Annotated in this window: 15 protein-coding genes and 2 tRNA genes; 9 read left to right on the top strand and 8 right to left on the bottom strand. The window is 56.1% G+C overall.

Annotated elements, in window-relative coordinates:
- Positions 1-160 precede the first annotated feature (160 nt).
- The 5 genes from H9X81_RS04405 to H9X81_RS04385 form a co-directional block, all read right to left on the bottom strand.
- Positions 161-247 (bottom strand) — tRNA-Leu (locus H9X81_RS04405).
- Positions 248-401: 154 nt separating this feature from the next.
- Positions 402-719, bottom strand: coding sequence for a GRAM domain-containing protein (locus tag H9X81_RS04400; protein ID WP_204720132.1), 318 nt, complete (start codon positions 717-719; stop codon positions 402-404).
- Positions 720-869: 150 nt separating this feature from the next.
- The gene (locus tag H9X81_RS04395; protein ID WP_204720131.1) at positions 870-1,661 is read right to left on the bottom strand and encodes a class I SAM-dependent methyltransferase; all 792 of its coding nucleotides are present in this window, start codon (positions 1,659-1,661) and stop codon (positions 870-872) included.
- 4 nt (positions 1,662-1,665) lie between these two features.
- Positions 1,666-2,247: a TetR/AcrR family transcriptional regulator gene (locus H9X81_RS04390; RefSeq protein ID WP_204720128.1), complete on the bottom strand. Its 582-nt coding sequence runs from the start codon at positions 2,245-2,247 to the stop codon at positions 1,666-1,668.
- 760 nt (positions 2,248-3,007) lie between these two features.
- Positions 3,008-3,089: transfer RNA gene (locus H9X81_RS04385), tRNA-Leu, on the bottom strand.
- 167 nt (positions 3,090-3,256) lie between these two features.
- On the opposite strand from H9X81_RS04385, the gene H9X81_RS04380 reads away from it, so the two are divergent.
- From H9X81_RS04380 to H9X81_RS04360, 5 genes are all read left to right on the top strand, one after another.
- Positions 3,257-3,766, top strand: coding sequence for a metallophosphoesterase (locus H9X81_RS04380; RefSeq protein WP_177503830.1), 510 nt, complete (start codon positions 3,257-3,259; stop codon positions 3,764-3,766).
- A 28-nt stretch (positions 3,767-3,794) separates the two neighbouring features.
- Positions 3,795-4,331: a flavodoxin family protein gene (locus tag H9X81_RS04375; RefSeq protein WP_204720126.1), complete on the top strand. Its 537-nt coding sequence runs from the start codon at positions 3,795-3,797 to the stop codon at positions 4,329-4,331.
- A 75-nt stretch (positions 4,332-4,406) separates the two neighbouring features.
- Entirely contained in the window at positions 4,407-6,239 is a 1,833-nt protein-coding gene (locus H9X81_RS04370; protein WP_204720124.1) for a DUF885 domain-containing protein, read from the top strand.
- 63 nt (positions 6,240-6,302) lie between these two features.
- Positions 6,303-6,629 (top strand): TfoX/Sxy family protein, encoded by a 327-nt coding sequence (locus tag H9X81_RS04365; RefSeq protein WP_191392045.1) that lies wholly within the window; start codon positions 6,303-6,305, stop codon positions 6,627-6,629.
- Positions 6,630-6,653: 24 nt separating this feature from the next.
- Entirely contained in the window at positions 6,654-6,839 is a 186-nt protein-coding gene (locus H9X81_RS04360; protein WP_204720122.1) for a hypothetical protein, read from the top strand.
- Positions 6,840-7,017: 178 nt separating this feature from the next.
- Here the strand turns inward: H9X81_RS04360 and trmB are convergent, their stop codons facing one another.
- Both trmB and H9X81_RS04350 read right to left on the bottom strand, forming a co-directional pair.
- The gene (trmB, locus tag H9X81_RS04355; protein WP_204720120.1) at positions 7,018-7,776 is read right to left on the bottom strand and encodes a tRNA (guanosine(46)-N7)-methyltransferase TrmB; all 759 of its coding nucleotides are present in this window, start codon (positions 7,774-7,776) and stop codon (positions 7,018-7,020) included.
- Positions 7,777-7,794: 18 nt separating this feature from the next.
- The gene (locus H9X81_RS04350) at positions 7,795-8,505 is read right to left on the bottom strand and encodes a tRNA 2-thiocytidine biosynthesis TtcA family protein (protein WP_177503842.1); all 711 of its coding nucleotides are present in this window, start codon (positions 8,503-8,505) and stop codon (positions 7,795-7,797) included.
- A 933-nt stretch (positions 8,506-9,438) separates the two neighbouring features.
- Between H9X81_RS04350 and H9X81_RS04345 the strand changes: the two genes are divergently transcribed.
- Both H9X81_RS04345 and H9X81_RS04340 read left to right on the top strand, forming a co-directional pair.
- Positions 9,439-10,962 carry a 4Fe-4S dicluster domain-containing protein gene (locus H9X81_RS04345; RefSeq protein ID WP_204720118.1) on the top strand — a complete coding sequence of 508 codons (1,524 nt, stop codon included), beginning with the start codon at positions 9,439-9,441 and terminating at the stop codon, positions 10,960-10,962.
- A 194-nt stretch (positions 10,963-11,156) separates the two neighbouring features.
- A complete protein-coding gene (locus H9X81_RS04340) occupies positions 11,157-11,591 on the top strand; it encodes a GNAT family N-acetyltransferase (protein WP_177503846.1) in 435 nt (144 codons plus the stop codon).
- A gap of 552 nt (positions 11,592-12,143) precedes the next feature.
- Here the strand turns inward: H9X81_RS04340 and H9X81_RS04335 are convergent.
- Positions 12,144-12,662: a hypothetical protein gene (locus H9X81_RS04335; RefSeq protein ID WP_204720116.1), complete on the bottom strand. Its 519-nt coding sequence runs from the start codon at positions 12,660-12,662 to the stop codon at positions 12,144-12,146.
- Positions 12,663-12,842: 180 nt separating this feature from the next.
- On the opposite strand from H9X81_RS04335, the gene H9X81_RS04330 reads away from it, so the two are divergent.
- On the top strand, positions 12,843-13,727 hold the full coding sequence (locus H9X81_RS04330) for a PPK2 family polyphosphate kinase (RefSeq protein ID WP_177503850.1): 885 nt from the start codon (positions 12,843-12,845) through the stop codon (positions 13,725-13,727).
- A 252-nt stretch (positions 13,728-13,979) separates the two neighbouring features.
- Positions 13,980-15,326 (top strand): PepSY domain-containing protein, encoded by a 1,347-nt coding sequence (locus H9X81_RS04325; RefSeq protein ID WP_204720114.1) that lies wholly within the window; start codon positions 13,980-13,982, stop codon positions 15,324-15,326.
- The last annotated feature ends 18 nt before the right edge of the window (positions 15,327-15,344 follow it).

The raw sequence follows: 15,344 nt of genomic DNA, 5'->3' as shown, positions 1-15,344 counted from the left end.
GAGTTTGGCTCCTGTCCGATGATTTCCTGCGCAACAAAACAGCCCCCTGCTCGGTCCGGGTTTCCGGCTGGCGGGGGGCTGGGTTGTTTATGGGGATTGGCGGGGAGGGGAACTGTCTTTGCCAAATGAAAAAAGGCACCCGAATCGGGTGCCTTTTGCTTGGTGCGGATAACAGGACTTGAACCTGCACAGTATTGCTACCACTAGAACCTGAATCTAGCGCGTCTGCCAATTCCGCCATATCCGCAAGTTACTCATATAGTATAGCAAGAATCCCCTGCGTTGTCAAGCGGATTTTCGTTTTTTCTCCAAAAAATCCCCCGGCCCGCACACCCGGCGGATTTCCCGTCACCACAGCAAAAAACCGGAACAGTCCATGCCGTTCCGGTTTTCGGGTGTCTTTATTCCTGAGCCAGACCAGCCTTCTCCAGTGCGCTGATCAGCTTCTTATTGAACATACCGGTGATCTTGTGCTCCTCGCCGGACTTGGTGTGCAGGGTAATGGTGCTTGCCATGCCCACCGAGAAGGAGCGAAGATCGCTCAGCTCATATTCGAACTGCGAGCTGGGACGGCCCTGTGTCGGCCGGAATACAACCCGCTGATTGGTCACAAACAGATTGCCGGGATTGGCCTGAGGCATGATCAGCACCTTCTTTACATGCGATGCTGCTGCCTGTTCAATGAGTTCTTCTCCTTCACGCAGATCCAGTTTTGCCATATTCTTTTCCCTCCATAATCAAATTCAGACCTATATTATACCTTGCAGAATTATGTGTCAAGTGACCAAAAAACAAAATATATTTTTGTTTTGCTGTCCGCTCCGGAGGGAAAAGGGGGCGTGTGGGAGGATATAGAAAACGGCAGGAAGTCACAGCTTCCGGGATATATCCAGTGCATGGCTTGTAACCCCCACCAGATCCTCCCGTTCACAGGTGACAAAGTGATACTTCAGATAGAGGTGGAAAGTTTCATCATCCATGGCGTCAATGGCTTCCCGGAGCAGCCGGGCACATCCATCCGATGCCACATAGTGCAGACGCTTCACCGGAAATCCCGACATCAGCGCATCAATATCCTCTTTCCGTACCAGTTCAAACAGATCCTTCGGCTCAGATTTTGCCGCAAAGGTTTCCCCGTCCAGCAGTCCTGTGCGGATATACTCTGCTACATCAATATTCCCCCGGCGGAAACCCTCGTCCAGCAGGCAGCCATCAGAGATCACATAGGCGGCAAAGAGAATTCCTCCCGGCTTTGTAACCCGGAGCGCCTCCCGGATGGCCTGCCGCTTATCCTCCGGGGTATACAGATGATAAAGCGGCCCCAACAGCAGGGTAATATCATAGCAGTTGTCCGGAATGGCAGAGAGATCCAGTGCATTTCCCTGGGAAATAGTGACCGGCTCACCAGCCCGGGTATTTCTCTGGAATACTTCGATATTGTGTTCCACCAGCTCCACTGCGTCAACCGGATACCCCTGACGTGCCAGTGCATGGGAATACCGCCCGGTCCCTGCGCCGATCTCAAGAATCCGGGCCTTGGGAGCCAGGTACTGCTCCACATAGTGCATGGTGGTCAGGAACTCCACCGAACCATGCCGGGACCCCAGCCGGCTATCCTCATCATAGGTATTATAAAATTCAATCAGATATGGATTGGTCATCTTATTATTCCCCTGCCTTTCCTGTTTCCCGGCTCACCTGTGTGTCCAGGAAGTTCTGCAGCATCTCTTCCATGTCCCGGCTCCGGAAAGTCAGTTTTCCTGTGGCAGCCAGCACCGCAATCCCATGGGAATAGAAAAACAGATCCAGAAAAATTGCCTTGCCCCGGGACAGTTCTACACCAATCTGCCGGGAAAATTCCTTTGCTTTTTCCTCATTGCCCAGTTCTTTATAGAAGTCCTTCGCTTCAGTCATATCCAGATCCATATCGCTGATAAATAGCAGACGGAACAGATTGGTTTCCTCCCGGGCAAATTCGATATAGGAGAGAGGGAACAGCAGTGCCGGGTTGGTATTATGGGCTGTGCCGTATTCTGCCACATACCGGGTATAGAATGCAAAGGCATAGTCCAAAAATTCAGCCCTGAGCTGTTCCATGCTCTCATAGCAGGTGAAAATCGGGCGTGTGGAACACTGCAGTTTCCCCGCTATACTCCTGGCATTGACTGCTTCAAATCCCTCTTTCTGTGTGAGATTCAGAACAGCAGCCAGAATCATATCCTTGGTGACTTTCGGTTTTGGCGGCATACAGATCCCCCTTTTGATTTATATGTAACTTATGTTGTATAACTATTGTTGCATATAAAGGAACAAATGTCAACCCCTGCGGAGGGCGGTTCTCTGGCCTTCCCGGGAAGTGGGAGGGGAAGGCCGGGGCTGGGAGAGTGAATAGAGAAGAGTGAAGAGTGAATAGTTGCGGAGTGCCGCTCTGCGGCATGGGTTCAGAATGAGCCTGTGCCCGGCATGCGGGGCTGTGCGGGGGGGAAAGGGCGTTTTGCAGTCCCGCATTGCTGCCGTGGAACTGATCCTCCGCCCCCCTGCTGAGAGCAGCTCTCTGGCCTTCCCGGGAAGTGGGAGGGGAAGGCCGGAGTGGGGCGAGGGAAGAGAGAATAGAGAAAAGTGAATAGTTTTGGTGTGCCGCTCTGCGGCACGGGTTCGGGAAGGGCTGTCTTGGGGAAGCCGGTGGTACAAAGCAAAAGAAGGCACCCCCGGGTGCCTTCTTTGATCCGGGAAGGTTCAGATCGGCTGGAACGGGGGCGACAAATTTTGAGCACAGGAAAAGCCCAGAGCACGATTTGGCTCCAGGCCCCGGCCTGTGGCAGGAGCGGTCAGTTTCGATCGCAAACTGTATGGTATCACAAAAAGGGAGGGGGCGTGTGTGGGAGAACCGCAGGTTCCTGCCACACATGGAGCGAAGCGGAAGTCCCCGCCGCAGCGGGCGGCATTTGGCTATGCCAAATGCCTTGGCACCAAAAGAAAAAGGCACCTTTCGGTGCCCTTTTTCTTTTGGTGCGGAAGATGGGACTCGAACCCACACACCGAAGTACTGGCTTCTAAGACCAGAGCGTCTACCATTCCGCCACTTCCGCTTATTTCACTTTGGCCCTGCACATTCACAAAACAGCAGGCCGACAAGTACCCGTATTATACCATTTTTAGCCTTGCCTTGTCAATTCCCCGGCCTGTCCCCACCGTTCGGGGGTTGCCTGTCTACCGGCGTTGTGTTAGGATAGAATCATAGTATAGGAGGTGCTGTATGTCCACTGTCTTTTTCACTGCCGATCCCCATTTCGGCCATACCAATATCATTCGCTATGAGAACCGTCCCTTTGCCTCGGCTGAGGAGATGGATCAGGAACTCATCCGCCGCTGGAATGAAACTGTTTCCCCGGAGGATACCGTCTATCTGCTGGGGGATTTCTCCTTCTACGGTAAGGAAAAATCCACTGAGATCCTCTCCGCTCTCCAGGGACATATCCGTCTGGTCATGGGCAATCACGACACCCGCAGCACCCAATGGTACCGGGACTGCGGCTTTGAGGAGGTCTATGACTGTCCCATCCTCTTTGAATCCTTCTGGCTGCTCTCCCATGAGCCCCTCTACCTCAACAGCAATATGCCCTATGGCAATCTCTTCGGACATGTCCACGGCAATCCCGCCTATGCCGACGCCAGCTCCCAGTCCTGCTGCGTCTGTGTGGAACGCACCGACTACCGTCCCATCTCCTTTGAGGAAGTCAAACGCCGCATGGGCCTCATTCTCTGATCCCAGATCCTGAAAGGTGGTTTTTTGTATGAATATCCTGCTCATCTCCGGAAGCCCCCGCAAAAACGGCAATACCAATGCCCTCCTGGAAGAACTCACTGCCGGTATCCTCGAAGCCGGAAAGCATTCGGTCAAAACAGTGGATGTCACCCGCATGAAGATCGCCCCCTGTCTGGGCTGCGATGGCTGCAAACGGGGGGAAAAGATCTGTGTCCAGAAGGACGATTCCCGGCTCCTGATGAATGAAATGCGTCAGGCAGACTATATTGTCTTTGCCACCCCTGTCTACTGGTGGGGTATGACCGCGCAGCTCAAGCTGGCCATCGACCGTCTGTATGCCGATTCCAGTGTCCTCAAAGGCAAGCCCATCGGTCTGATCGTCACCGGCGCCGATGCCCTCGACAGTCCCCAGTACCGTCTGATCCGGGAACAGTTCCAGTGCATGGCAGACTATGTGGGCTTTACTCTGGCCTTCTCCAAATCCATTTCCGCCGGCAAACCCGGCGAAGTCCACAGCCAGCCCGATCTGCTCCGGGAGATCCGGGACCTGGGCAAATCCCTGTAAACAACGCATATCTTCCCGGTCAGAAAGACTATACTGATCTGGAATACCCCGATTCATAAAAGGAGGTTTTATCCTTTGAGAACCCTGCCCAAACGCCTGAGTGCCCTTTTGCTGGCACTCAGCCTGACCCTTCCCCTTGCGGCCTGTTCCTCCGGTGATCCCGCTGTGGTCCAGAGCCGGTTCGATGACTTCACTCAGGAAATGTTCCTGGGTACCATGCAGAGTGACTTCACCAGTTCGGTCTATTTTGTGGAAAACCCCGAAGCCTATGGCTTTGACCGCAGTGAGATGGAAGTCACCGTGGGTGTGGAGGAATCGGACGAAAACTTCCGGGAAACTGCCAAACAGAATGAAGCTACCCTGGATGCCCTGCATCGGTTTGACCGGTCGCTGCTCACAGCGGAACAGCAGGACACCTATGATCTGCTGGAATGGAGCGGTGAACTCAGCCAGAAAAGCTATGAGGACCGGTTCCGGTATTATGGAAGTTACTTCTCCAATCTCAGCGGTGTGCATACCAGTCTGCTCACCACTCTGAGCGAACTGCAGGTACAGTCGGAAGAGGATCTCCAGAAGATTCCCGATCTGCTCCGGAGCATTCCTGACTATATCGACAGCCTGCTGGAATACACCCGCAAACAGCAGGAGGAAGAAGTGCTGACCATTGATTTTGATTCGGTGATCGATGTCTGTGATTCCACCGCCAGCCAGGGAGAGGACAGCACTGTCCTTCTGAACCTGCTGGCCCAGGCTGAGGGACTGGGACTTTCGGAGGAGGCGGTAGCCCGCTATCAGTCCGAGATCCGGGAAGCCTATCTGGAATGCTTTATCCCCAGCTATGAAAAGATTGCCGACACCATGCGGGAACTGGAACACGGCTTCAACAACACCGAAGGCATGGCAGCTCTGCCCGAAGGCAAGGACTACTATGAGATCCTCTTTGCCGCTGCCACCGCTCTGGACGAATCCCCGGATGAGATCCGGCAGATGGCAGAGGAACGCCTGGATAAGACCATCTCCCGGATGGGAGGGCTGGCCTTCCTCTATCCCGATGCCTACAACGGCTGGCTGGAAGAGGGTTACAAGACTGCCTTTGCCAGCTATGAGGAGATGCTCACCTTCCTGGACAGCGCCACCGATGCCAGTTTCCCGGATGTGGGAGAACTCTCCTATGTGATCGATCCCATTCCCGCCGATGTTGCCAACAGCGGTGTGGCTGCCTACTTCATCAATCCCGCTGTGGACGAGAGCGGTCCGCTGCGCATCCGGGTCAACACCCAGAACACGGTGGATATGAATGCCCTGTCCACCTTCTCCACCCTGGCCCATGAGGGAATCCCCGGACACATGTATGCCTCGGCATACAGCTATCAGAACCTCAGTTCCGATTTCCGCAAGGTGCTGGCCTCTCAGACCGGTTACAATGAGGGATATGCCACCTATGTGGAACTGCTCAGCCTGGGATACCTGGAGGAACAGGGAATCCCTGCCGAAGTGCTGGAAATGGAACGGCTCAACGCGGAACTCTCCAACTGTCTGGTGACCATCATGGACATCTCGGTCAACTATGACGGCATGAGCCGGGAGGAATTCGCTGACGCCTTCAGCATGTATATCGATCCGTCCTTTGCGGATTACTACTATGACATGATGCGTCTGGAACCCACTGCCTATCTGTCCTACTATGCGGGCTGGCTCAAGCTGGAAAGCCTGCGGGACTATGCCGAAAAGGAGCTGGACGACAGCTTTACCGAGATGGGCTTCCACACTGCCATTCTAAAGAGCGGCAGCGTGCCCTACTTCATCGTGGAGCGCAATGTGAACGCCTGGATCGAGGAGGTCAAGGCCAATCCGGGCAGCTCCGCCGCTGAGAGCGAACCGGAAAGCGAACCGGCGAAGGCGGCATAACAGAACCGGAGCCGGGGAGCAGCGCTTCCCGGCTTTGTTTCTTTACAGAGAGGAGGAAAACGCATGGCATCCACACAGGAATACCGGGATTATATTCTGGATCAGCTCACCGGCCTGGAGGGGATCTCCTGCCGGGCCATGATGGGGGAATATCTGCTCTACTGTCAGGGGAAGCTGGTGGGCGGTATCTATGACAACCGTCTGCTGGTCAAACCCACAGCCTCGGCTGTCCGGCTGCTGCCCGATGCGCCCCGGGAACTGCCCTATGAGGGGGCAAAGGAGATGCTGCTGGTGCGCGATCCCGAGAACCGGGAACTGCTGACAGAACTGATACAGGCATTGTACGAGGAACTTCCAGCTCCCAAGCCCAAGAGAGCAAAGAAAGCCTGACGATTCTGAAAAGGAGAGAAAAGCATGAAAACAGACCGGAACACGCTCCATGAAATGGAACGGCTGTACCAGCTGTGGGAAGCTGAGGTCACTTCTGCCCAGGAACAGGGGCGGCTGACCGAAAAAACAGCCAGGACTTATCTGCTCCACTCGTCAAACTTTCTGCGGTGGTGCAAAGGGGAATTTGAGCCAGGCAGCCGGAAACGGTAAACTCTGACTGCCGCTCAGTCCGAAAAATCCGTGTCCTCTGCGCTCATGCAATATAAAAAGCGACGGCAATGCCGTCGCTTTTTTGCGTTTCGATTCTGTGCCGCTTGCGGCACACCGAAACTTTTCACTATTCACTTTTCCCTATTCACTCACCCCATCGGGGCGCTCCCCGCTGGGGTCAGACGATCTCCGGCTTGAAGACGCCCTCGGGTACCTTTGCCGGGGCGAACTTCGGGTACTGGGAGAGCATCTTCTCAATCTGACGGTCGGTAGCTTCGCCGCGGTAGCGGGCAATCAGGAACTTGGTCTTGATGCCCTGGGCTGTGAACATCTCCTCATGCTCGGTGGAGGGGCTGTCGGTGCGTCCGCTCTCATGGAGATCCCAGGTCACATAGGTCACCGGGAAGCCCCACTGGGTAAAGTATTCCAGGCTGTCCCGGAACAGATCATCATCATCGGTCTTGAAGTGGATCTCCGCACCGTCCCGCAGGAAGCTGGCATACAGCACCAGCTGCTTGGGATGGGTCAGCCGCTTCTTCCGGTGTCCGGTATGGGGCCATGGATTGCAGAAATTGATGCAGATCCGGTCCACTGTATCCTCCGGCGCCAGCAGCGTATGGATAATGCCGATCTCATAGGCGGTCAGGCGCAGATTATCCACCGGACGCCCTGCCTCTGCATAGACAGCCTGGATATTCCGCCGGGCTACTGCCAGAATATCGCTCTTGATGTCAATGGCAAGGAGATTGATCTCCGGGTGATCCGCTGCCACCCGGGCTGCATAGGTTCCCTTGCCGCAGCCCAGTTCCAGCCAGAATGGCTGCTCCGGACGCTCAAACTGCTCTGCCCAATGTCCCCGGTTCTTGCTCGGGTCCTTCATGAAATACGGGCAGACCGACAGTTCCGGACGTGCCCATTTTTTCCGCCGCATTCGCACGATGTACCGCTCCTTCTCTTACCAGTCGCTGATATGCGCCCGCCGCATGGCACCGAATATCTGCGATTTGATGTCCCGCTTCTGGTGCTCCATCTCCCGCACCCACTGCTTGGCCCATTCCCGTTCGGTATGTCCGTCCACCGGACAGCTCGACTTGATGATCGGGAAATTCTCCCGCCGTACTGCCTGCTTGACTTCCTTTTCCTCCGCCAGAATCAAAGGACGGATCACAGTCAGATCCTTCCGGCTCAGATAGGAGACCGGCGAAAAACACCCGATCCGCCCCTGATCGAACAGATTCATGATAAAGGTCTCTACCGCATCGTCCTTGTGATGGCCCAGAGCCAGTTTATTGCAGCCCAGCTCCTTGGCTGTGTCATGCAAAGCACCCCGGCGCATCTTGGCACACAGACTGCAGGGATTTGTCTCCTCCCGGACATCAAATACCACCCGTCCGATATTGGTGCGCTTGATGACATACTCGATGCCTTCCCGTTCAAACAGTTCCGCCAGCGGGGAATAATCACATTCCACTCCGCCAAAGCACGGGTCCAGTGTGATGGCAACTACCTCATAGTCAATGCCGATGAACCGCCGCAGCCAGTGCAGCGCCATGGTCAATGCCACCGAATCCTTGCCGCCGCTGACACCCACTGCCACACGGTCGCCATTTTGGATCATATCATATTCTGTAATGGCCTTCCGGGCCATACCCATAATTCTCTGCATAAATGGTTCTCTTTCGCTCCAGACTTGTTAGTGTAAAATCGCGCTCCGACCGCTCCGGCACTTATTTTATCATATCCCCATGAAATAGGGAAGCCCCCTGCGGGGAGCAATTCCTTGGCAATCCCGGGAAGTGGGGTGGGTTTGCCGGAGTATGAAATTCCTCCGGGACTGAACTGTGAGAGGGAAAAAGGCGCCCGCATGCCCGCTCAGCCATCGGGGGTCGCCAGGGAACTGATCCCCCCGCAGGGGCGGCAGGCCGGATGGCATCTGCCGCCCTTCCTCTAAGGGGGTGACAGCTGTTTTTTGTGAGCCGGAGGCGGAGAAAAACAGCGTCAGGAGGGGGATAATCCCCCTATGAAAAACGCGGCTGCACAAACTGAGCCAATCACAAACCCCTGCACCGCGTTTTTGGAGGGGGCGTTTGTGGGGGAACCGCAGGTTCCTGCCACATTTGAGCGCAGCGCCCCTGCGGGGAGCAATTCTCTGGCGTTCCCGGGAAGTGGGCGGGTTTGCCGGAGTGTGAGATTCCTCCGGGGCAGAACTGTGAGAGGGAAAAAGGTGCCCGCCTGCCCGCTCAGATGCTATGGGCGCCGCATTTTAGGGAGGGGGCGTTTGTGGGGGAACCGTAGGTTCCTACCACATTTGAGCGTAGCGCCAGCGCAGCGGAATACCCGCCCGCAGGCGGCCCGGCTTACACAGTAAGCCGGGATAAGCCAAAGGCCCTTCGGGCCTTTGGCTTATTTACTGAAAGTTTCGGGGTTCGGCTGATGAATTTGTTAAGTTTTTGACACTTTACAGACCGCCCGATTTCCTGTATCATGGTATCAGGCAGGATTCGCCGTTTTTGGCGGGTCCGCATGGAATCAAAAGGTTTGCCATGACAGTGGGTAAGCTGTCATGTCCGTTACGAGTAAAAAAAGAGGTGTCTGTTTTATGAGAGGCGTTGAGACCCGTATTCAGGAAATACGCCACCGGATCTTTACCGAAGTGGCCCGTATGGCTTATCATACCGAATGGTCGGTTGCCAAGCGCATTGAGGAACTCCCGTACAAGATTATCCCCGGTGAAGTGGGCAACTTCCGCAACGATGTCTTCCTGGAGCGTGCCATCGTAGGGGAACGCCTGCGTCTGGCTATGGGCCTGCCCAACCGCGGCGCCGGTGAACATGCCCCCATTTCTGATAACATCGAAGCTGCGGACCGGGACGAAACTTATTATACCCCTCCGCTGATCAATATCATCAAGTTCGCCTGCAATGGCTGTGCTGAAAAGCGTGTCCTGGTGACTGAAGGCTGTCAGGGCTGTCTGGCTCACCCCTGCGTAGAGGTCTGCCCCAAGGGTGCCATCACCCTCGACCGCTACAACGGCCGCAGCCATATCGACCCCGAAAAATGCATCAAGTGCGGCCGCTGCGCTGAAGTATGCTCCTATCATGCCATCATCACCCAGGAGCGTCCCTGTGCCGCTGCCTGCGGTATGGACGCTATCCATACCGACATCAACGGCAAGGCTGAAATCGACTACGACAAGTGTGTATCCTGCGGTCAGTGCCTGGTGAACTGTCCCTTCGGCGCCATCGCTGACAAGAGCCAGATCTTCCAGACCATCCGGGCAATCCAGTCGGGTGAGCGTGTCTATGCCGCTGTGGCTCCCGCTTTCGTCGGTCAGTTCGGACCCAAGGTAACCCCCGGCAAGCTCCGTGCTGCCATGAAGAAGCTCGGCTTTGCCGATGTCTTTGAGGTTGCCATCGGCGCTGACCTCTGTGCCACCCAGGAAGCGGAGGACTTCATTGCCGAAGTTCCTGAAAAGCTGCCCTTCATGGGTACTTCCTGCTGCCCCGCCTGGTCGGTAATGGCTAAGAAGCGCTTCCCGGAATATGCGGGCTGCATCTCCATGGCCCTCACTCCCATGGTGCTCACCGCCCGTCTGATCAAGAAGGAACACCCCAACGGCAAGGTTGTATTCATCGGCCCCTGCGCTGCCAAGAAGCTGGAAGCCATGCGCCGCAGTGTCCGCAGTGAAGTGGACTTCGTCCTCACCTTCGAGGAGATGACCGGTATCTTCGCTGCCAAGGAACTGGATCTCGCCACCATTGAGGAAGATCCCGACGGCGTAAACGATGCCTCCGCCGACGGCCGTGACTTTGCGGTATCCGGCGGCGTTGCCAAGGCTGTGGTCAATGTCATCAAGGAGCGTTACCCCGACCGTGAGATCAAGGTTGCCAATGCCGAAGGTCTCCGGGACTGCTATAAGATGCTCCGGGACGCTGTGGCTGGCAAGTATCCGGGCTATCTGCTGGAAGGTATGGCCTGTCCCGGCGGCTGTGTTGCCGGCGCCGGTACCATGCAGTCCATCAAGAAGAGCCAGGCTCAGGTTCACCTGTATGCCAAGCAGGCCAAGCACAAGACCTCCAACGAAACCGAACACATCAAGGAACTGGAAAAGCTGGTGGACTAAGTCCCGCCGCTTCCCTTCAGAACCGGTTTACAGCAGGGAATCTCTCCCTGCTGTTTTTTGTGCGGAGAGCCGGGTTTCCCCTCTTGCATTCCGCCGGGTTTCATGTTATAACAGAGAAACAGCCGCCGCCCCGGGAAAAATTTCCCTCCCCGGCGGACGGAACCGCATTCATTATGACTGAAAGGAGAAAACCCATGATTTCCATCAAACCGATCCATTATGGTTCCCCGGCCTACCTGGAAACGCTGGAACTGCGCAACCGGGTCATGCGTCTGCCGCTGGGACTGAACATTCACGACGAGGACTTCAGCTTTGAACAGAACTGCGTGCTGTATGCCGCCTTTGATGGGGAACAGGTGATCGGCATGGGTTCCATGTCCCGGGAGGGGGACACCTGCAAGGTGGAATACCTCTGTGTGGACACCGCGATCCAGAGCCGGGGTCTGGGCCGTCAGCTGCTCGAAGCCCTGGAAGGCGCTGCCCGGGAACAGGGTGCCGCCCATATCTGTCTGGATGCCCGGGTCACAGCCCAGCACTTCTATGAGCGGGCCGGGTACCATACTGTGGGGGAAATCTTCCTGCTGAGCTATGCCCCGGTGGAACATATCCTCATGGAAAAGGATCTCTGATGCATTAAAAAAAGCCCTCTGCTCCGGAATATCCCGGAACAGAGGGCTTTTTTGCACACCCGGCAGGGGAAAATTATACCGGGCGTTAAGTTTTCCACACTTTCAACGGAGTTTTCCACAGGGTTTGGGGAAAGGCTGGGAAAACCCGGCGCGTTTCTCCCCAGGACGAGGGAAACCCTCTGATTCATGGGATTTCCCGGGACAGCATCTCTGTTTTCTGAACAGATGCTGGGGGAAAAGTCCCTTTGCTGTCCCGGACTGCCGGTGCAAAACTCCCCGGGGCAGCAAAAAACCGGGGCGGAAACCCGCTCCGGCTGGTCAGAAATATAGCAAAGCGTAATATTTTCCCCGGTCCGCCCGGAGAAATACTTCCCCCGGAATCCTGCCCACCGCCGATGGGGCAGAGTCTCCCGGAGATGGGGAGATCCGGTTACTTCCGGCACAGGTGCAGCTTTTCACCTACGCCCCGGCAGCACAGATACCCCAGTCCCACCAGCACCCCGATGCCGGTGAGAAGTTTGGCAACCAGTTTCATTTTCTCATACCTCCCGATCAGAAATCACAGACCACAAATACCCCGTCATTTTCCGCTGCCAGCGGCTCCATGGGATTTGCCATGGGATAGAAACTGCCGGTATGGGGGCGTTTGCCGTCACTGCGTTTATAGAGATTTCCCCGGAGCTGCCGGCCTGGAGTGAGTTCCCCCAGCAGATCTGCCGGGAGTTCTGCCAGCCAGCCCCAGTATTTGCCCTGAAGATCTTCCCCGGTAAAGGGGTGCGCAAGCAGCGCTTCGATGGGTTTGCCGTCCAGCGTGATCTCCAGCGCCTGAGGACCTGCCTCGATCCGCAGTTCCTGCTGATCCCGCAGGACACAGATGATCCGGCTCTCCGGTTCCGGCGGCGTTTCAAACGCCCACAACCGGATATACAGCCGCTGAGGGTCCACTGCCAGGAGCCCCTGGGCAAAGGGTTTGTAATCCCGCGGCTCCAATGGATACTGGGTGACCTTCATCACCGGCAGAGTATCGAACTGGGGCCGGGTCTTCAGCCGGCAAATGGGAAATTCTGTCATGCATACACCGCCTTTCAGACCGAATCCTGTCGGTCTGTACCGATTTCTATATAGATACAGTATAACACAATCGCACTATTTCGTGCGCCATAAAATGTAAAAAATTATGATGTTTTTTTGTCATAAAAATCAGTATAATGAAAGTATGTCCGTTTATTTTTCCAGAAGGAGGTTCTGTGTATGAAAGCTGACCGCTACCGCTATGATGACCATGACCGTCCCGATCTCCGGGATCTGCCCACCCATGCCGGAGTGGACAAGGACTGCCGGGAGGAAATCGAGGAGAAAACCGCCGAAAACATCGAAACCATGAAGGAACTCCAGGACGCCCTCTATGCCGATGGGCGGGAGGGGATTGTGATTGTGCTCCAGGCCATGGACGCCGCCGGTAAGGACAGCACCATCAAGCATGTGATGAGCGGGCTCAATCCCCAGGGTGTGATGGTACACAGCTTCAAACAGCCGGGCGCCGAAGAACTCGCCCATGACTACCTCTGGCGGGTGGTACAGCATCTGCCGCCCCGGGGCAGCATTGCCATCTTCAACCGCAGCCACTATGAAGATGTACTGGCAGTGCAGATCCTGGACCTCTGGAAGAACTATCAGATGCCCGACCGGGTCCTCCGGGACAGCCGGGAGGAATTCTTCCACAAGCGCTACCGCCAGATCCGGCAGTTCGAGGAATACCTCTATGAAAACGGCTACCGGGTGGTGAAGATCTTCCTGCATGTATCCAAGGAGGAACAGGGCAAACGCTTCCTGGAACGCATCGAGGAGCCGGAAAAGAACTGGAAGTTCTCCTCGTCGGATCTGGAGACCCGGGAACGGTTCGAGGAATATACCGACCTCTATGAGGAGGTGATCCGGGAGACTGCCAGCGACCATGCCCCCTGGTATGTCCTGCCCGCCGACCAGAAGTGGTACACCCGCTACCTGGTCAGCGAGATCCTGGTGGATCTGCTCCGGCAGTGCGATCCCCGGTATCCCGAGCTCTCGGAAACCGAACGCTCCCGTCTGGCTGAGGCCCGGGAAGTTCTCCTCCGGGAACAGGACAAGAAAGACTGACTCTCTCAGGCGAAGGGTATCCCCTCAGCGGGGCCCTTCGCTTTTTTGTGTCTGTCCCCGGAGAACCCACAGTATTTTTATGAAAATTGTCCAGTTTCTTCCTATGTTTTCTGTGTATTCCGCCAAAGTGTGGGATTTTTATTTTTTTGCTGCAACAAAACTTCCCGCTGACGCATATTACAGGCGAAACCCAAACACAAAAGATCTCCGGCTCCCCCGCCGGTTTTACTGAAACACAAGGAGGAAATGACCATGACCAAGACCCTGACCCGTACCATTACCGCTGCCCTGCTCATCGCCGCTCTGGCGGTTCCCGCTGCCGCTGCCACCACCGCCGACATCGGTGTCGAAAAGGCCAAGGAAGCTGCTCTGAGCCATGCCGGTGTTGCCGAGAGCGACACTGTCTTCCTCATTGCCGAGGCGGACTACGACGACGGACGCAAGGAATATGAGGTGGAATTCTACGCCGGCGGCACCGAATATGACTACACCATTGACGCCGCTTCGGGCCGGGTGCTCAAGTTCGATACCGAGCTGGAATGGTATTCGGCAGACGATGACGCCGGATATGGCTGGCAGAATGTCATCGGCAAGCAGAAAGCCCAGGAGATCGCCCTGGCAGACGCCGGTGTTGCCGCCGGGGACGCCCTGCACCTCATTGTAAAACCCGACTGGGACGATGGCGTGCGCATCTATGAGGTGGAGTTCTACACCGCCAGCCAGGAGTATGACTATGAGATCCACGCAGAAACCGGCGACATTCTGAGCCGGGACAGAGAGGCTGAATGGAACGGCACCGCCGCTTCCGGCAGCTCCAATACTGGCAGCACAAGCAGCACTGGCAGCACTGGCACTGCCTCCGCTTCCAGCACAAGCAGCACCGCTTCCGCCAGCACAACAGACATCGGCGAAGCCAAGGCCAGGAGCGTTGCCCTCAGTCACGCCGGCATCTCCGAGAGCAGCACCAGCTACATCTATGCCAAGAAGGACTGGGACGATGGTCGCTGGGTCTATGATGTGGAGTTCTGGGCGGACGGCAAGGAGTACGACTATGAGATCCTGGCCTCGGACGGCACCATTCTCAGCTATGACTATGACGCCGAGTACCAGTGGAGCGGCTCGACCGGCACTGGCAGCACCGCTTCCGCCAGCACAACAGATATCGGCGAAGCCAAGGCCAAAAGCGTTGCCCTCAGTCACGCCGGCATCTCCGAGAGCGACACCAGCTACATCTATGCCAAGAAGGACTGGGACGACGGGCGCTGGGTCTATGATGTGGAGTTCTGGGCTGACGGCAAGGAGTACGACTATGAGATCCTGGCTTCGAACGGCACCATTCTCAGCTATGACTATGACGCCGAGTACCAGTGGAACGGCTCGTCCAGCACTTCGGGCGATACCATCAGCACCGAGAAGGTCAAGAGCATCGTCACCGACCGGGCGGGTGTCAGCGGCACCTTCCGGGAACTGAAGCTGGAGCGGGACGACGGACGCACTGTCTATGAAGGCGAGATGCGCTCCGGACGCACCGACTATGAGTTCACCATCGATGCCTATACCGGCGCTGTGCTGGAATGGGATACCGACTGGGACGACTGAGTTTTCCCCTCATTACCC

It is taken from the genome of Hydrogenoanaerobacterium saccharovorans, assembly GCF_016901815.1.
Classification (GTDB): Bacteria; Bacillota; Clostridia; order Oscillospirales; family Ruminococcaceae; genus Avimicrobium; species Avimicrobium caecorum.
Note: the sequence above shows the minus strand (reverse complement) of the source record. Positions and strands in the feature narration are given on the sequence as shown.

Coding starts and splice junctions, on each gene's coding strand:
- H9X81_RS04400 (WP_204720132.1), bottom strand. CDS start 719: ATGGCAAAACTGGATCTGCGTGAAGGAGAAGAACTCATTGAACAGGCA.
- H9X81_RS04395 (WP_204720131.1), bottom strand. CDS start 1,661: ATGACCAATCCATATCTGATTGAATTTTATAATACCTATGATGAGGAT.
- H9X81_RS04390 (WP_204720128.1), bottom strand. CDS start 2,247: ATGCCGCCAAAACCGAAAGTCACCAAGGATATGATTCTGGCTGCTGTT.
- H9X81_RS04380 (WP_177503830.1), top strand. CDS start 3,257: ATGTCCACTGTCTTTTTCACTGCCGATCCCCATTTCGGCCATACCAAT.
- H9X81_RS04375 (WP_204720126.1), top strand. CDS start 3,795: ATGAATATCCTGCTCATCTCCGGAAGCCCCCGCAAAAACGGCAATACC.
- H9X81_RS04365 (WP_191392045.1), top strand. CDS start 6,303: ATGGCATCCACACAGGAATACCGGGATTATATTCTGGATCAGCTCACC.
- H9X81_RS04360 (WP_204720122.1), top strand. CDS start 6,654: ATGAAAACAGACCGGAACACGCTCCATGAAATGGAACGGCTGTACCAG.
- H9X81_RS04350 (WP_177503842.1), bottom strand. CDS start 8,505: ATGCAGAGAATTATGGGTATGGCCCGGAAGGCCATTACAGAATATGAT.
- H9X81_RS04345 (WP_204720118.1), top strand. CDS start 9,439: ATGAGAGGCGTTGAGACCCGTATTCAGGAAATACGCCACCGGATCTTT.
- H9X81_RS04340 (WP_177503846.1), top strand. CDS start 11,157: ATGATTTCCATCAAACCGATCCATTATGGTTCCCCGGCCTACCTGGAA.
- H9X81_RS04335 (WP_204720116.1), bottom strand. CDS start 12,662: ATGACAGAATTTCCCATTTGCCGGCTGAAGACCCGGCCCCAGTTCGAT.
- H9X81_RS04330 (WP_177503850.1), top strand. CDS start 12,843: ATGAAAGCTGACCGCTACCGCTATGATGACCATGACCGTCCCGATCTC.
- H9X81_RS04325 (WP_204720114.1), top strand. CDS start 13,980: ATGACCAAGACCCTGACCCGTACCATTACCGCTGCCCTGCTCATCGCC.